This window comes from Micromonospora olivasterospora (genome assembly GCF_007830265.1).
Lineage (GTDB): Bacteria > Actinomycetota > Actinomycetes > Mycobacteriales > Micromonosporaceae > Micromonospora > Micromonospora olivasterospora.
The window spans coordinates 4,052,431-4,067,958 of sequence record NZ_VLKE01000001.1 but is presented as its reverse complement, the minus strand read 5'-3'; the positions used below and the strand labels follow the sequence as shown (position 1 = coordinate 4,067,958).

14 protein-coding genes, 3 tRNA genes and 1 pseudogene are annotated in these 15,528 nt (G+C 74.7%); 4 read left to right on the top strand and 14 right to left on the bottom strand.

The window, feature by feature from the left end:
- Positions 1–121 precede the first annotated feature (121 nt).
- Positions 122–709 (bottom strand): 3-isopropylmalate dehydratase small subunit, encoded by a 588-nt coding sequence (gene leuD / locus JD77_RS18810; RefSeq protein ID WP_145775512.1) that lies wholly within the window; start codon positions 707–709, stop codon positions 122–124.
- Positions 710–726: 17 nt separating this feature from the next.
- The gene (leuC, locus tag JD77_RS18805; RefSeq protein ID WP_145775511.1) at positions 727–2,172 is read right to left on the bottom strand and encodes a 3-isopropylmalate dehydratase large subunit; all 1,446 of its coding nucleotides are present in this window, start codon (positions 2,170–2,172) and stop codon (positions 727–729) included.
- Positions 2,173–2,221: 49 nt separating this feature from the next.
- Between leuC and JD77_RS18800 the strand changes: the two genes are divergently transcribed.
- Positions 2,222–2,908, top strand: coding sequence for an IclR family transcriptional regulator (locus JD77_RS18800; protein ID WP_145775510.1), 687 nt, complete (start codon positions 2,222–2,224; stop codon positions 2,906–2,908).
- 337 nt (positions 2,909–3,245) lie between these two features.
- Here JD77_RS18800 and JD77_RS18795 read toward each other — a convergent pair.
- The 4 genes from JD77_RS18795 to JD77_RS18780 all read right to left on the bottom strand — a co-directional run bounded on the left by JD77_RS18795 (position 3,246) and on the right by JD77_RS18780 (position 4,779).
- Positions 3,246–3,318 (bottom strand) — tRNA-Glu (locus JD77_RS18795).
- 253 nt (positions 3,319–3,571) lie between these two features.
- Positions 3,572–3,644: transfer RNA gene (locus JD77_RS18790), tRNA-Glu, on the bottom strand.
- Between the two features lie 134 nt (positions 3,645–3,778).
- A tRNA-Gln gene (locus tag JD77_RS18785) sits at positions 3,779–3,850 on the bottom strand.
- 125 nt (positions 3,851–3,975) lie between these two features.
- A complete protein-coding gene (locus tag JD77_RS18780) occupies positions 3,976–4,779 on the bottom strand; it encodes a fumarylacetoacetate hydrolase family protein (protein ID WP_145775509.1) in 804 nt (267 codons plus the stop codon).
- 432 nt (positions 4,780–5,211) lie between these two features.
- Between JD77_RS18780 and JD77_RS18775 the strand changes: the two genes are divergently transcribed.
- Positions 5,212–6,681 carry a hypothetical protein gene (locus JD77_RS18775; RefSeq protein ID WP_145775508.1) on the top strand — a complete coding sequence of 490 codons (1,470 nt, stop codon included), beginning with the start codon at positions 5,212–5,214 and terminating at the stop codon, positions 6,679–6,681.
- 86 nt (positions 6,682–6,767) lie between these two features.
- Positions 6,768–7,640 (top strand): 3-methyladenine DNA glycosylase, encoded by an 873-nt coding sequence (locus tag JD77_RS18770; RefSeq protein ID WP_145775507.1) that lies wholly within the window; start codon positions 6,768–6,770, stop codon positions 7,638–7,640.
- A gap of 121 nt (positions 7,641–7,761) precedes the next feature.
- Here the strand turns inward: JD77_RS18770 and JD77_RS18765 are convergent, their stop codons facing one another.
- From JD77_RS18765 to JD77_RS18730, 8 genes and pseudogenes are all read right to left on the bottom strand, one after another.
- Positions 7,762–8,343 (bottom strand): GNAT family N-acetyltransferase, encoded by a 582-nt coding sequence (locus JD77_RS18765; protein WP_246140755.1) that lies wholly within the window; start codon positions 8,341–8,343, stop codon positions 7,762–7,764.
- Positions 8,344–8,427: 84 nt separating this feature from the next.
- A complete protein-coding gene (gene arfB / locus JD77_RS18760; protein ID WP_387227281.1) occupies positions 8,428–8,835 on the bottom strand; it encodes an alternative ribosome rescue aminoacyl-tRNA hydrolase ArfB in 408 nt (135 codons plus the stop codon).
- A gap of 24 nt (positions 8,836–8,859) precedes the next feature.
- The gene (locus JD77_RS18755) at positions 8,860–9,168 is read right to left on the bottom strand and encodes a hypothetical protein (protein WP_145775505.1); all 309 of its coding nucleotides are present in this window, start codon (positions 9,166–9,168) and stop codon (positions 8,860–8,862) included.
- A gap of 107 nt (positions 9,169–9,275) precedes the next feature.
- A complete protein-coding gene (locus tag JD77_RS18750; RefSeq protein WP_145775504.1) occupies positions 9,276–10,139 on the bottom strand; it encodes a S1C family serine protease in 864 nt (287 codons plus the stop codon).
- Positions 10,140–10,236: 97 nt separating this feature from the next.
- Positions 10,237–11,196, bottom strand: a complete 960-nt coding sequence (locus JD77_RS18745) for a VWA domain-containing protein (RefSeq protein WP_145777655.1) — start codon at positions 11,194–11,196, stop codon at positions 10,237–10,239.
- Positions 11,193–12,233: a DUF58 domain-containing protein gene (locus JD77_RS18740; protein WP_145777654.1), complete on the bottom strand. Its 1,041-nt coding sequence runs from the start codon at positions 12,231–12,233 to the stop codon at positions 11,193–11,195. The genes JD77_RS18745 and JD77_RS18740 overlap by 4 nt, the downstream gene beginning before the upstream one ends.
- Before the next feature lie 94 nt (positions 12,234–12,327).
- A pseudogene (locus tag JD77_RS18735) lies at positions 12,328–13,359 on the bottom strand (AAA family ATPase); the annotation flags it as partial.
- A gap of 298 nt (positions 13,360–13,657) precedes the next feature.
- Entirely contained in the window at positions 13,658–14,158 is a 501-nt protein-coding gene (locus JD77_RS18730) for a hypothetical protein (RefSeq protein WP_145775503.1), read from the bottom strand.
- Between the two features lie 448 nt (positions 14,159–14,606).
- On the opposite strand from JD77_RS18730, the gene JD77_RS18725 reads away from it, so the two are divergent.
- Complete coding sequence (locus JD77_RS18725; protein ID WP_246141308.1) at positions 14,607–15,527, top strand: endonuclease/exonuclease/phosphatase family protein; 921 nt, start codon at positions 14,607–14,609, stop codon at positions 15,525–15,527.
- The last annotated feature ends 1 nt before the right edge of the window (position 15,528 follow it).

The window sequence follows — 15,528 nt, the reverse complement described above, 5'->3', positions numbered from 1 at the left end:
GGTATGCCCTGTGCTGCCTGGACACAAACATTCGGTGGAAAAAAGGCCTTGTGTCGCAACGGATTCGCCCCCACCGGCCGGGCCGGTGGGGGCGTAAACCGATGCCGGATCGCGCGTCCGGCTATGCCACGGAGGGCAGGAACGGCGACCGGGTGCGCTCGTACACGCTGATCTCGGCCTCGTGTCGAAGGGTGAGTCCAATGTCGTCCAAGCCCTCCATCAGCCGCCAACGGCTGAAGTCGTCCAGCGGGAACGACCAGCTGGCGTCCCCGGCCCGGACCTGCCGGGAGGTGAGGTCGACGGTGACCGGGGTGGCCGGGTCGGACTCGACGAGGTTCCACAGTTCCTCGACGGCTTTCAATTCCAACTCGACCGGCAGGAGGCCCTCCTTGAGCGCGTTGCCCCGGAAGATGTCGCCGAAACGGGGCGAGACCACGGCCCGGAAGCCCCAGTCCCGAAGGGCCCACACGGCGTGCTCCCGGGAGGACCCGGTGCCGAACTCCGGGCCGGCCACAAGAATCGACGCACCCGAGAACCCGGGATCGTTCAACAGAAACTCCGGATCTTCCCGCCAGGCGCTGAAGAGCCCGTCGGCGAACCCGGTCCGGGTCACCCGCTTGAGGTACACGGCGGGGATGATCTGATCGGTGTCCACGTTGGAACGACGCAGCGGCACGGCGGTGCCGGTGTGCACGGTGAACTTGTCCATCTGTCGCGGCTGCCCTTCTACAGGTCGGCGGGGGCGGCCAGCCGGCCGACCACGGCGGTGGCGGCGGCGACCGGCGGTGAGACCAGGTGGGTGCGTCCGCCCCGGCCCTGGCGGCCCTCGAAGTTGCGGTTGGAGGTCGAGGCGGAGCGCTCGCCGGGGGCGAGCGTGTCCGGGTTCATGCCCAGGCACATGGAGCAGCCAGCGAAGCGCCACTCGGCACCGGCGTCGGTGAAGACCTTGTCCAGCCCCTCGGCCTCGGCGGCCTCCCGGACGGCGGCGGAGCCGGGCACCACGAGCATCCGTACGCCGTCGGCGACCTTGTGCCCGCGCAGCACGTCGGCGGCGGCGCGCAGGTCCTCCAGCCGGCCGTTGGTGCAGGAGCCGACGAAGACCACGTCGACGGCCAGGTCCCGCAGCGGGGTACCGGCGGTCAGGTCCATGTACTCCAGCGCCCGGCGCGCGGCGACCCGCTCGGCGTCGGTGTCGAACTCCTCCGGGTCCGGCACGACCGAGCCCAACGGCGCGCCCTGCCCGGGGTTCGTGCCCCACGTGACGAACGGGGTGACGGCGCTCGCGTCCAGGGTCACCTCGGCGTCGAAGGTCGCCCCCTCGTCGGTCGCGAGGGTCCGCCAGTACGCCACGGCGGCGTCCCATTCGGCGCCGCGCGGGGCGTTCGGCCGCCCCTTGAGGTACGCGAAGGTGGTCTCGTCCGGCGCGATCATCCCGGCCTTGGCGCCCCACTCGATGGACATGTTGGCGACGGTCATCCGCCCCTCCATGGACAGCGACCGGATCGCCTCGCCGCGGTACTCCACGATGTGGCCGCGCCCGCCGCCGGTGCCCACCTGGGCGATCAGGGCGAGCACCAGGTCCTTGGCGGTCACGCCGGGACGGAGCTGCCCGGTGACGTTCACCGCCATCGTCTTCGGGCGGCTCTGCGGCAGCGTCTGGGTGGCCAGGACGTGTTCGACCTCACTCGTGCCGATGCCGAAGGCCAGGGCGCCGAACGCCCCGTGGGTGGCGGTGTGCGAATCGCCACAGACGATGGTCATGCCGGGCTGGGTGACGCCCAACTGCGGGCCGATGACGTGCACGATCCCCTGGTTCTCGTCGCCGAGGGGGTGCAGCCGGACGCCGAACTCGGCACAGTTGCGGCGCAGCGTCTCGATCTGCGTACGCGACGTGGGGTCGGCGATCGTCAGCAGGTCGCCGCGCCGCTGCTGGAACGACGGGTCCGCGTACCCGGTCGGGGTGTTGTGGTCCTCGGTCGCGAGCGTGAGGTCGGTGCGCCGCACCCGGCGGCCGGCGAGCCGCAGCCCGTCGAACGCCTGCGGGCTGGTCACCTCGTGCAGCAGGTGCAGGTCGATGTAGAGCAGGTCCGGCTCACCCTCGGCGGACCGGACGACGTGCGCGTCCCAAACCTTCTCGGCCAGGGTCCTCAGCTCAGGAGTGACTCCCACCATCTGGACATCCTAAATTCTGGGAGGTAAATTTCGGCTTGTGGGACACAGTATGAGCGGTGTCGGCGTTCTCGACAAGGCGGTGGTCATCCTGGCCGCCTGCGTCGACGGCGCCAGCCTGGCCGAACTCGTTGAACGCACCAAGCTGCCCCGGGCCACCGCGCACCGGCTGGCGCAGGCCCTTGAGATCCACCGGATGCTGGTCCGGGACACCCAGGGCCGCTGGCGCCCGGGCCCCCGGCTCGGCGAGCTGGCCAACGCCGCGCCGGACGTGCTGCTGACCGCGGCGGAACCGCTGCTGTCGGCGCTGCGCGACGCCACCGGGGAGAGCGCGCAACTCTACCTGCGCCGAGCGGACGAGCGGATCTGCGTGGCCGCCGCCGAGCGCGCCAGCGGCCTGCGGGACACCGTGCCGGTCGGCTCGGTGCTGCCGATGACCGCCGGCTCGGGGGCGCAGATCCTGCTCGCCTGGGAGCCGCCGGAGGCGGTGATGCCGCTGCTGCCCCGGTCGAAGTTCACCGGCCGCACCCTGGCCGAGGTACGCCGCCGCGGCTGGGCCCAGAGCGTCGCCGAACGCGAGGCGGGTGTGGCGAGCGTCTCCGCCCCGATCCGCGACCGCACGGGCCGGGTGATCGCCGCCATCAGCATCTCCGGGCCGATCGAGCGCCTCGGCCGCCGCCCCGGCGAACGCCACGCCATGGCGGTCGTCCGCGCCGGCCAACGCCTCTCCGGCCTCTGACAACCCCCACCCACCCCACCCCGCCCCACCCACCCACCCACCCACCCCACCCTGCCCCTGCCCCGCCTCCCGCCACCGCCTCCCCGCCCCCTCTCCCCCGCCCCCGCCCCCGCCCCCTCGCCCCGGTGATCAAGAGATTTGCGTCGGGATTCGGCCTTCCGGCTGACGCAAATCTCTTGATCACCGCGGAAACCGGGCGGAGGGCGGGCGGCGGGAGGGCGGGGCGGGCGGCGGGCGGCGGGCGGCGGGTGGGGTGGGGGTGGGGTGGGGTGGGGAAAGCACGGTGGGGCATGAGAAACGGCCCGCCTCGCGCGAGCGAGACGGGCCGTACGTGTTGTAGCCCCGACCGGATTCGAACCGGCGCTACCGCCTTGAGAGGGCGGCGTCCTGGGCCGCTAGACGACGGGGCCAGAACTTTTCCCTGCTTGGCCGCCCCACCGGGCGGCGCCGCTGTAGTCTAGCGGCGTGCCCCCGGGCGCTCCCGCCGGGGGTCAGGCAAGCCGCCCCAACGAAATGAGCCGTCCAGCGGAAGTACGCCGCCCAGCCGGAAGTGCGCCATCCGACGGAAGCGGGCAGGCCGCGCACCGGCTCAGCGGCCAGGCCGGCAGGCCGGGACACGCGAACGGCCCGCCTCATCGAGGATGAGACGGGCCGGAGAGCCTGTAGCCCCGACCGGATTCGAACCGGCGCTACCGCCTTGAGAGGGCGGCGTCCTGGGCCGCTAGACGACGGGGCCAGAACCTTTCCCTGCTTGGCCGCCCCACCGGGCGGCGCCGCTGAACCCTACCAGAACCCCCCATCGACCCTTCCGGGCCGACTGGAGTGCTCTTCGGTGAATCCAGCGACCGACGCTCTCGCGAACATCGGTTGCTGGGGTACCAGGACTCGAACCTAGACTAACTGAACCAGAATCAGTCGGGCTGCCAATTACCCCATACCCCATCGGCACCTTGCGGTGCCGTTCGGCGCCTTGCGGCACCGGAGGGAAACTTTACCCTCCCCGTGCCGGCAGGCCAAATCGGGTTACCGAAACCGCCCTCTGCCTGCGAACTCGCCGCTCTGACGGGTCAGCTGACCGGCACGACCGGGTTGGTCAACTCCCCGATTCCCTCGATACTCACGGTGACCGTATCCCCCTCCACGAGCGGGCTAACCCCCGCCGGGGTGCCGGTGAGCACGACATCGCCGGGGAGCAGCGTCATCACGTGCGACACGTACGACACCAGGGCCGGGACGTCGAAGACCATGTCCCGCGTACGGCCCAACTGCCGGACCTCCATCTCCTCCGGGTTGCGACCCACCTCACACCGGATCTCCAGGTCGGTGACGTCGAGTCCGGTGGTGATCCAGGGGCCGATGGGGCAGAACGAGTCGAATCCCTTGGCCCGCGTCCACTGGCCGTCGGACCGCTGGAGGTCCCGGGCGGTGACGTCGTTGGCGCAGGTGTAGCCGAAGATCGCCCGCTCGGCGGCGGCCCGGTCGGCCCGGCGCGCCCCCGGCGCCCCGATCACCACCGCCAACTCCGCCTCGTGCTCGACGCGCTTCGAGAAGATCGGCAGCCGGATGGCGTCCCGTGGCCCGATGACCGAGGTGGACGGCTTGAGGAAGAGCAGGGGCTCCTTGGGCACCTCGCTGCCGTGCTCGGCGGCGTGCTCGGCGTAGTTGCGGCCGACGCAGACGACCTTGCTGGGCAGGATCGGGGAGAGCAGCCGGACGTCCGACAGCGCCCACCGGCCGCCGGTGAACTTGATCTGCCCGAACGGGTGGCCCTCGATCTCCGCGATGGTCAGGCCCTGCGGGCCCGCCTCCGGCTCCCCCTCGACGACCCCGAACGACATTCCCTTGGCATGAGCGAAACGAGCGATACGCACCAGGTCAATCTAAGCCCCGCGGGGTCCCGGGGCCGCGCCGGTGGCGACGGCGTCCCGCAGGACCGCCGATCGGCACGCCCGACCGCGCGGCGCGCCCGACCGCGTGGCACGCCGGACGCGTCACGGTCCGTTACGACCAAGGCAGGGCACCGCCCGGAACCGGAGACGGAGACAGAGACAGAGACGGAGACAGAGACGGAGACAGAGACGGAGACAGAGACGGAGACAGAGACAGAGACGGAGACCGGAAACGGAGACGGGGACCGGAGACGGAGACGGAGACGGGGACACGGACAGGAACGGGAACGCTGAAGGGCACGACGGGGAGCGGGCCACCCTACGCCGACGGGCGGCGTCGGGGGCCGACTTCCCGACTTCGTACCCGCACGACGTGTCGGCGCACCTAGCGTCGGGCTCCGGAGGTGCGTTCGTATGCCTGCATCGACACGACACCACAGGGCCCTCGCGGTGTTCGTACACTGCCTCGGCGTCCTCGCCGCCCTGCCGGCGCTGCCGGCGGCGGCCCCGGAGGCGGCGGCCAGGCGGCCCGCCCAGACAGCGGCGGCCACGCCGGCACCGGCAGCCGCGACGACACCGGCGGCCGGGCCGGGGACGGCGGTACCCGCACCGGCCCCGCCGACGGCGACCGTGTCCCCCCGCCCGGCGGCGGCCACCGAGGAGCCGACGGAGGAGCCGTCACCCTCGGGCTCGGCCGTGCCGACGCCCGCCGCGCCGCCACCGCTGGTCTCCCCGTCGGTGGTGGTGCCCACCCAGGGCGCGCCGCCGACCGTGACCGTGGCGGTGACGCCCGCCAGCACCCCGGCGCCGGGGTACCGGATCCAGGTCCGCAACCAGGGCAGGCTGCCGGTGGACACCACGGTGCGCCAGGAACTGCCGGCCGAAACGCGAGCGACCTGGATCACGCCCGGGGGCCGGGCCGGCCGCACGGCCGGGCAGTCCGCCACCACGGAGATCACCTGGCAGCTCAAGCTGCCCGCCGGGGGCAGCACCACGCTGCACACCGCGCTCGCCACCGCCGCGCCCGGCCGGGCGCTGAGCGCGCCGGCCTGCGCCTTCAGCAACGACGGCAGTCGGGCGTACGACTGCGCGACCGCGACCTGGAGCCGCCCGACCGTGCCGGCTGCCAAGGTGACCGGGGCGGCCGTGTGGCGGCGACCCCCGGTGCTGCTCGGCGCGCTGGCCCTCGTGCTGCTGCTCACCGTGGGCGGGCTCTGGTGGTGGCAGCGCCGCCGGCGCCGGCGGGCCGAGATCCTCTCCGCCGCGACGGCCGGGGCCGCGGCGAGGACCGAAGACCCCCGGACGACCGGCCGGGGCACCCTCTACGACCCCCGCCCGGCGACCGCGACGGCCGTGACCCGCCGCCGCAGGCCGCCGGTGTGGCTGGTGGTGGCGGGGGCTGCGACGCTTCTCGCCGGGGTGGTGTTCGCGGCGGCGGTGACCGCGACCCAGCGGGTCGCCGCGATCGACACGAACAAGCAGCCGACCAGCGGCGCCTGGCTGGGCCAGAGCGCCACCGGGGTGATCGGTGTGCCGCTGCGCGAGTCCGCCTTCGAGTTCACCGTCTACCGGGTGACCTGCCCGCCGGCAGGCGGCGGCCGGCAGTGCCAGGCCACGATCGGGGTGCGCAACGTCACGCCGCAGCAGCAGACCTGGCACGGCCAGATGCAGCGGGCGTACCTGCCGGGGGGCACCTGGGTGAGCACCGACGAGGCGGCCACCCGGCTCGCCAACCAGGGGCGGGACGTCTTCGCCCAGCCGCTCGCGGCCGGCACCCGGATGGTGCTGCCGCTGGTGTTCACGGTCGGCGGGACGGCCCAGCCCGAGCAGTTGGAGCTGCGCAGCGGGGTGTTCTCGGCCGGCGTGCGGGTGGACGTGCCCTGAGGCGGGCCGCACGAGGCGGGCCGCACGAGGCGGGCCGCGGGCCGGCACGACACGGGGCGGGCGGGCGGCGGTCGTACGCTGGGTCGGTGACCGCCGCTCTCGCCCCCGCCGCGCCGCTCGACGTGGCCGACTGGCGGGCCCGGCGGCGGGCCCACGAGGAGCGGGTCGACGCCTGGCTGGCGCCGCACCTGGCCCGTCGGCGGGCCGGCGCGAAGCACCCCGTGGAGGACTTCCTCTTCACCTACTACTCGCACCGCCCCGCCCAGTTGCGCCGCTGGCACCCGGGCGCGGGGGTGGTGCTGCGCGGCGCGGATCCCGCCGAGTTCGGCCGGGACTACCGCGCCACCGCCGCCGGGCTCACGCTCGACACCGCCGCGGTACGCGCCCGGCGGGCCGAGTCGGTCGGCTGGATCCGGACGCTGCTGGCGGCCACCGCCGGCCGGCCGGCGCACCTGGGCTGCTTCGGGATGCACGAGTGGGCGATGGTCTACCGGCAGACCCAGGAGGAGGTACGCCACAACGCGTGGCCGCTGCGGCTGAGCCCCGCCGGGACGGCGGCCGTGGTCGAGGAGCGGGGCGTGCGGTGCAGCCACTTCGACGCGTACCGCTTCTTCACCGCGCCGGCCCGGCCGTTGAACCAGCTCACCCCGACCCGGGAGCGCCAGCACGAGCTGGAGCAGCCGGGCTGTCTACACGCCAACATGGACCTGTACAGGTGGGCGTACAAGCTGTCCCCGCTGGTGCCGAGCGAGCTCGTCGCGGACGCGTTCGCGTTGGCCCGGGAGATCCGCACGCTGGACATGCGGGCCAGCCCGTACGACCTGGCGGCCCTCGGGTACCCGCCGGTGCGGGTGGAGACGCCGGAGGGACGCGCGGAGTACGCCGCCGCCCAGCGCGGCTTCGCCGAGCGGGCCGGGACGCTCCGGGCCCGCCTGCTGGCCGCGCTCGGCGACGACTGAGCAGACTGGCCGCGCTCGGCGACGACTGAGCAGACTGGCCGCGCTCGGCGACCGCTGAGCAGACTGGCCGCGCTCGGCGACGACTGACCAGGCTGGCCGCGCGCCGCCAGGGCGCCCGCGCTCAGGGGCGGCCCCGGTGCGCCACCCACTCGTGGGCCAGGATCGACATCACGGTGGCGTCCACCCAGTCGTCGCCGTCGCGCAGCACCTGGCGCAGCACCCCCTCCGCGACGAAGCCGACCTTCTCGTAGACCCGACGGGCCCGGGGGTTGATGGCGAACACCTCCAGCGAGATCCGGTGCAGGCCGAGCCGCTCGAAGCCGTACCCGACGACCAGCCGGACCGCCTCGGTGCCCAGGCCCCGGTCGCGACCGGCGGGCCCGATCAGGGTGCGGACGTTGCAGCTGCGGTTGGGCGCGTCCCACTCGTTGAGGACCACCTCGCCGACGCAGCCGCCGCGGGCCCGGTCGACCACGGCCAGGTCGAGCCGGTCGGCCTGCGTGTTGCGGCTGCCGTACCAGTCGCGCAGCCGCGCCTCGTCGAACGGCTCCGGCGGGCTGCCGGTCAGCCGGCACACCTCCGGGTCGGCCAGGGCGGCGAACAGGCCGGCCAGGTCGTCGTCGGTGAACGGGCGCAGGGCCACCCGCTCCCCGACGAGCGTGGGCTTGGTCGCGAGGTCGGGGGCGATCCGCTCGTCAGGCACCGGGCGATTCTGCGCGGCGCGGGTGCCCGGCTCAACGGAATTCGCGGGGACGGCCGCCCGGACCGGCGGCGCGGCGCCGGGTCGTCAGTCGCCGTCGACGCGGCGGTCGCGCTTGCGCTGGGCCTGGCGCTTCTTGTCGGCGAGGCGGCGTTCCTTCGCGCCCTTCGAGGGGCGGGTGGGGCGGCGCGGCGGGGGCAGCGGGGCGACGGCCTCGCGCAGCAGCGCCGCCATCCGCTCGCGGGCCGCCTCGCGGTTGGCGAGCTGGGCCCGGTGCTCGCTCGCGGCGATCGTGAGCACCCCGTCGACCAGCCGGTTGGCCAGGCGGTCCAACGCGCGGGCCCGCAGCGGCTCCGGCAGGCTCGGCGACCCGGCCACGTCGAAGCTCAGCTCCACCCGGGAGTCGGCGGTGTTGACACCCTGCCCACCGGGGCCCGACGAGCGGGAGAACCGCTCCCGCAGCTCGATGCCCGGCACGACCAGCCGGTCGGTCACCCGCAGTCCGTCCACGCCCCGAGGCTATCGCCCGACCCGGGCCTCCTGGCTGGCGCTCGGGGTGGCCGACGGCCCGGGCGTCGGCCGGGCGCGGTCGTCGTCGGGGGCGGTGGCGGCGTACGCGACCGCACCGACCAGCAGCAGCGCCACCACCCCGATCTTCGTGGTGACCGCTCGGATCAGTCCCCAGGCCACGCGCCGCGTGGTCGGCACCGTCTTCCGCGCGGTCTGGTAGTCCTTCCATCCGCGCCGCGCCCGTGCGTACGCCGCGCCCACTCCGCATCCGACGAACAGGCCCACCAGCAGCAGGGCCGCAATGACCGGTCGCTCCATCCTCGTCAGTATGCATACCGAGAGTGGTATTTCCATGACGGCTCTGCGCCGCGCCGCCGCGCTGACAATTTTCCTATTTCGCCCACACGGCTGGCCCGATCCGCAGGTCAGCCGCCCTTTCCGATGATGGTGTCGGCGGTCTGCTGCACCTGGTCGATCGGGATGGCGAAGCCGATGCCGATCGAGCCGCTGCTGTCGATCGTGGCGATGGCCGTGTTCACCCCGACCACCTCGCCCCGGGCGTTGACCAGCGGGCCGCCGGAGTTGCCCGGGTTGATCGAGGCGTCGGTCTGCACGGCGCGGTGCCGGCTCGTGCCCAGCCGCACCTGCCGGTCGAGCGCGCTCACGATACCCGCGGTGACCGTGCCGGCCAGCCCGAGCGGGGAACCGACCGCGAGCACCGGCTCGCCGACCCGGGTCGAGCCGGGCTTGGCCAGCGGCAACGGGGACAGCCGGGCCGCCGGGGGCACCTTGAGCACGGCCAGGTCGCTGTCCGGTTCCCGGCCGACCACCTCGGCCGGGAACCGCCGGCCGTCCGGCAGTTCCACCGTCACCCCACCCCCGCCGCCCTTGGCCAGGATGTGGTCGTTGGTGATCAGGTGCTGCTGGTCGTCGATCGCGAATCCGGAACCGGTCGCCGACGCGCCGGAGCCGCCCCCGACCATGACCGACACGACGCCGGGCACGGTCCGCTCGGCGGCGGTCACCAGCTCCGCGGGCACCGGGGCCGCGGACGCCGCCGTCGGCCCCGGCGTACCGGTCTGGTCGGCGACCCAGGCGCCGGCCGCCGCGCCGGAGAGGGTCGAGAGGGCGACCACGCCGGCCGCGGCCAGCAACCGTCCCCGCCAGCCCCGCCGGTGGCCGCCACCACCCCCGTCGGGTACGTCCCACCGCGCCCGCCCGTCCGGGTCCAGCTCGGGTGAGACGAACCACGGCCCGCGCGGCTCGCCCAGTCCGGTCTGCACTGCCATCCGTCGCTCCTCACGTCCTCGTCACCGCCGGATGTCCGCCTCGTCCCGGTTCGGGGCCGGCGGCCCGCCGGCCGGGGCGCCCCGCCTCCCCGGCCGCTCAGGGCAGCCGGGAGAACCAGCGCATCGACCCCGCCGCGGCACCCATGGCCAGGACCAGCCCGAGGCCGATGAACCGGGCGGAGATGTCCTGCCGTTCCTTGCGGTAGCCCACCGACGTGCCGATGTCGTCGTATACGGCGCGCAGCTCCTCGCTGCTGGACGCCTCGTGGAAGCCGCCCCCGGTCTCCTCGGCGACGGCCCTGAGCGTCTGCCCGTCCACCGGCACCTGGATGGGGCGACCGCCCCGGTCCACGAACCCGGACGGGGTGCCGAAGGAGATCGTGTGTACGGGCACCTTCGCGGCGACCGCCTCGGCGGCGGCCTCCATCGGATCCATGCCGGAGGTGTTGGCGCCGTCGGAGAGCAGGATGATCCGGGCCGGCGGTGGCTCCGTCGCCGCCTCGCTGTCCAGCCCCTTCACCGCGCCGAGCGACGTGTTGATCGCCTCGCCGATCGCCGTGCCCTGCACGCCGGTGCTGCCCTCCGCCAGACGCTCGATCCCCTCGTGCAGCGACTCCCGGTCGGTGCCCGGCGGCACCACCACCGCGGCGCTGCCGGCGAACGCGACCAGCCCCACGTTGAACTCGTCGGGCAGGCCGTCGACGAACCGCCGGGCGGCCGCCTTGGCCGCGCTGAGCCGGTCCGGCCCCACATCGGTGGCGAGCATCGAGGTGGACACGTCCACGGCCACCATCACCGTGGCCCGCTCCCGGGGCACCCGCACCTCGGCGCTGGGCCGGGCGAAGCCCACCACCAGCAGCGCCAGCATGGCCAGGAAGAGACCCGCCGGTACGTGCCGCCGCCAGGCGGGACGGTCCGGGGCGACCCGGTCGAGCAGCCGCAGGTTGGTGAAGCGGACGGCGTACCGGCTGCGGCGGCGCTGCGCCAGCAGGTAGCCGGCGGCGACGGCGAGGACGCCGAGCAGCAGCCAGAGCCGGGCGGGTGACTGCCAGGTCACGCGGCACCTCCCGAGCGCGCCTCGGCGCGCGGTCCGGGGCCCGTCCCGCCGGCGGCGCGCGGCGTCGCGCCCGCCCCTCTGGCCGGGGCCAGGGTCAGCCGGCGCTGGGCGTGCACGTGCCGCACCACGTCGGCGCACCAGTCCCGGTCGGTGCGCAGCGGCAGGTGGGTCGCCCCGCACCGGCGCAGCACCTGCCGGACCTGCTCGCGCTGGGCGACGGCGGCCGCCGCGTACCGCTCGCGCAGCCGGGGGTCGCCCGTCCAGACCTCCCGCCGCCGGCCGGACTCGGGGTCGACCAGGGTGATCAGGCCGACGTCCGGCAGCTCCAGCTCGCGCGGATCGGTCACCTCCACGGCGAGCACCTGGTGCCGGACGGCCAGCCGGCGCAGCGCCGCCTCCCACGGCGGCGGCTCCGCCGGGTCGTCCGGCAGCGCGTCGAGGAAGTCGGAGACCACCACGATCAGGCCCCGCCGGGTGGCGACCCGCCCGACGGCGGCCAGCCCGTCGGCCAGCGGGGCGCCGGGCGGAACGTCCGCCGGGTCGGCCTCTCCGACGCGCGGCGCGGCCAGCAGCGCGCGGAGCAGCCCCAGCAGGTGGGTCCGGCCGCTGCGGGGCGGGAACCGACGCAGCCCGGCGGGGCCGTGCAGCAGCGCGCCGAGCCGGTTGCCGGCGCCGGCGGTGAGGAAGCCCACCGCCGCGACCGCGGCCACCGCGAGTTCGCGCTTGTCCAGCTCGGCGGTGCCGAACTCCATGCTCGGGCTGGCGTCCACCAGCAGCCAGGTGGTCAGCTCCCGGTCGGCGTCCACCTCGAGGACGTGCGGGACGGTGGTGCGGGCGGTCACGGCCCAGTCCATCCGGCGTACCTCGTCCTCGCCCGGCCGGTACTCGCGGCTGCCGGCGATCTCGCTGCCCGCGCCGGGCAGCAGTCCCCGGTGCTGGCCGTGCAGGAGGCCGTCCAGGCGGCGGGTCACGGTCAGCTCCAGCCGGCGGAGCCGCTGGTCGGGCGCGAGGTCGGCCAGGGTCGGATCGCCGGGCACCGCCGCCGGCTGGGTGAGGATGGGCCGCTTGTGCACGCCTCCGGTAGCGCGGGGTCCCCTTCTCACGGCCGCGCGCCTCACGCGGCGGCCAGGTCGGGGCGTGTTCCGGCCGGCCGGGGGCGACCCGGGGCGGCGGCACCGCGTCGACGAGCCGGCGGACCACCGCGTCGGCCGGCACCCCGTCGGCGACGGCGTCGAAGGAGAGCACCAGCCGGTGGGCGAGGACGTCCACGGCCAGCTCCCGTACGTCCTCCGGCACCACGTACTCCCGGCCGCGCAGCAGCGCCTGGGCCCGGGCGGCGGCGACCAGGCCGAGCGTGGCGCGGGGGCTCGCCCCGTACGCCAGCAGCGGGGCGACCTCGGGCAGCCCGAACCGGCCCGGGTCGCGGGTGGCCAGGATCAGCCGGACGACGTACTCGGCGATGGCGTGGTGCACGAAGACGTGGCCGGCGCGCCGCTGCAGCTCGCGCAGCCGTACGGGATCGAGGATCCGGTGCGGGACGGGCCGGTCGGCGCTCATCCGGTAGAGGATCGCCAGTTCCTCGTCCTCCCCCGGGTAGTCCACGACGATCTTCATGAGGAACCGGTCCCGCTGGGCCTCGGGAAGCTGGTAGACCCCCTCGGACTCGATCGGGTTCTGCGTGGCGAGCACCAGGAACGGCTCGGGGACGGGCCAGCTGCGGCCGCCGATCGAGACCTGGCGCTCGGCCATCGCCTCCAGCAGAGCCGACTGCACCTTGGCCGGGGCCCGGTTGATCTCGTCGGCGAGCACCAGGTTGGCCATGATCGGTCCGAGCTCGACGTCGAAGCTCTCCTTGGTCGCCCGGTAGATGCGGGTGCCGACGATGTCGGAGGGCACCAGGTCCGGGGTGAACTGGATCCGGGAGAAGGCGCCGCCGACCACGGTGGCGAGGGTCTGCGCGGCCAGCGTCTTGGCCACGCCGGGTACGCCCTCCAGCAGGCAGTGGCCGTCGGCGAGCAGCGCGGTGAGCAGGCGGTCGACGAGCCGGTCCTGCCCGACGATCACGCGCTTGACCTCGAAGAGGGTCTGTTCCAGCTCGGCGCCCGCCGCGTCGTGGTCGACCGGGCCGGGCAGGCTGGCCAGGGTGTCCGAGATGTCCGTCACGGTCCTTGCTTCCCGTGCCGGTGCCTGGGCAAACGTCGGATTATCCGCCCCTGGCCGGTCCTGCGGGCGCGTCGCCGTCCCATTCCACCCCGAACGGGACGAGGGGGTGCGGCGGCTGCCGGGCGATCCGAAAGGCGGCACGCCGGCGGGGCGCGGACAACAGGCGCCACGCGGGCGCGGTGCGGACGAAAGGCGCCACGATCCGTGCCGCGGGCCGGAACGGCGCGACGCCGGCCCCCGAGGGCGGTCGGGGGCCGGCGTCGTCACCGCCGGCGACGGGGCGCCGCGGCGGGCCGGATCAGATGTGCACGATCAGGTAGAAGCCCCGGTCGGACGGGTTGCCGTCGTAGTCGCGGATCTGGATGAAGACGCCGTTGGGGGTGCCGAGCCGCGGCGCGACCGAGACCTCGCCCCCGGGCGGGACGCAGCAGCTGTCGGACCGGCCGATCGTGGCGACGTAGGCGCCGGCCGTGACGTTCCACGGGAACTGGACCTCGTACTGGCCGACGCCGTACTTGATGACGACCCCCGTGCCCCGGGCCTTGGTCGCGTTCGCGTTCACCACCGTGTAGGTGACGGTGCCGGCGAGCGGGGTGGCGCCCTTCTTCAGCAGCGAGCGGGACAGCCGGGCCGACTCCTCGCTCACCGCCGGCTGCGAGTCGACCGCGCGGGCGGCGGGCTGCGCGAGGTCGGCGGACTTCGTCGACGGCTGAGCGGCGGCCGCGATGCCACCGCCGGCCAGGGTGAGTGCCAGTACGCCGAGCGTGACCGCCGCCTTGCGTCCCAGGAATGTGGCCATGACAGGTCTCCCTCAGTTGACCGGGGTGATGGGCCGACCCGCATCGGACGGGCCGACCTCGATGCCGTGGTCCGGAGGCCGGGCAGGACGCGGCACAATTGCGGCAACAATTGCGCCGACCGCGCCGGAAATTGCCCGTCAACGAGTAATTCACACCAGCATTTAGCTGGAATTACTACGGAGAGTTGCGACACCTCGAACCAGGTGGAACGTAGCACCGTCAAAAGCCGGCCGTCAATGGTGGCCCGCCGCGTGTCGCAATTCGCCGGGCGCCCGCGATAATTGCGAGACATGAATGGTGGACCATTCACGAAAGACCGCCCGGGAAAGCGGGCGGACCACACCGGGGCCCGTGCGCGACTACCCTGGCGCGGTGCTCACCCTCACCCGCCCCCCGCGGTCGGTCGGCCCGCGTGACCGGGTCCGCGCGTGGCTCTGCTGGCTCGCCGTGGCGCCCGGGCTGGCCTGGGCGGCCGTCCGGCTGCCGGGCCTGGAACGGGGGCCGCTCGTGCAGGCGGTCGCCTTCACGCCGTACGTCGCCGCCTGGACGCCGGTCCCGCTGCTGCTGGCGCTCGCCCTGCGGCGCCGCTGGCCGGCGGCGGTCGCGGCCCTGGCCGCCGCCGCGCTGCTCGGCGTGGTGGCGCCCCGGGCGCTGCCGTCGGCGCGGCCGGCGGCGGCCGGGCCGACGCTGCGCCTGCTGACCGCGAACCTGCTGGCCGGGGCCGCCGACGCCCCCGCCCTGGTCGACCTGGTCCGCGCGCGCCGGGTCGACGTGCTGGCCGTGCAGGAGTTCACCCCCGGCGCGGCAGCCGAACTCGACCAGCTCGGCCTGGCCGCGCTGTTGCCCCACCGGCAGCTCAACCCGCAGGTGGGCACCCCCGGCTCCGGCCTGTACGCCCGGTTTCCCCTCACCGACGGGGGCGTCCGGCTCAACCGGGGCGGCTGGGGGTTCAGCCAGACGTACGGGACGGTGACACCGCCGGGCGGGCCGCCGGTGCGGGTCGAGTCGGCCCACCCGGCGGCCCCGTACGCGGTGGACCAGGTCGGCCCCTGGCGGACGGACCTGGCGGCCCAGCCGCCGGCCACCCCGGACGCCGGGCTGCGCGTCCTCGCCGGGGACTTCAACGCCACTCTCGACCACGCCCCGCTGCGCGCCCTGCTCGCCACCGGGTACGTCGACGCGGCGGACGCCGTCGGCGCCGGGCTGGTCGGCACCTGGGGCCCGTACGACGGCGACCCCATCCCGCCCGTGACGATCGACCACGTGCTGGTGGACCGGCGGATCGCGGTCCGCACGGTGGCGGTGTGCCCGCTGCCGGGCAGCGACCACCGGGCCGTGTTCGCCGAGCTGCGCCTGCCCGCCGCCTGAG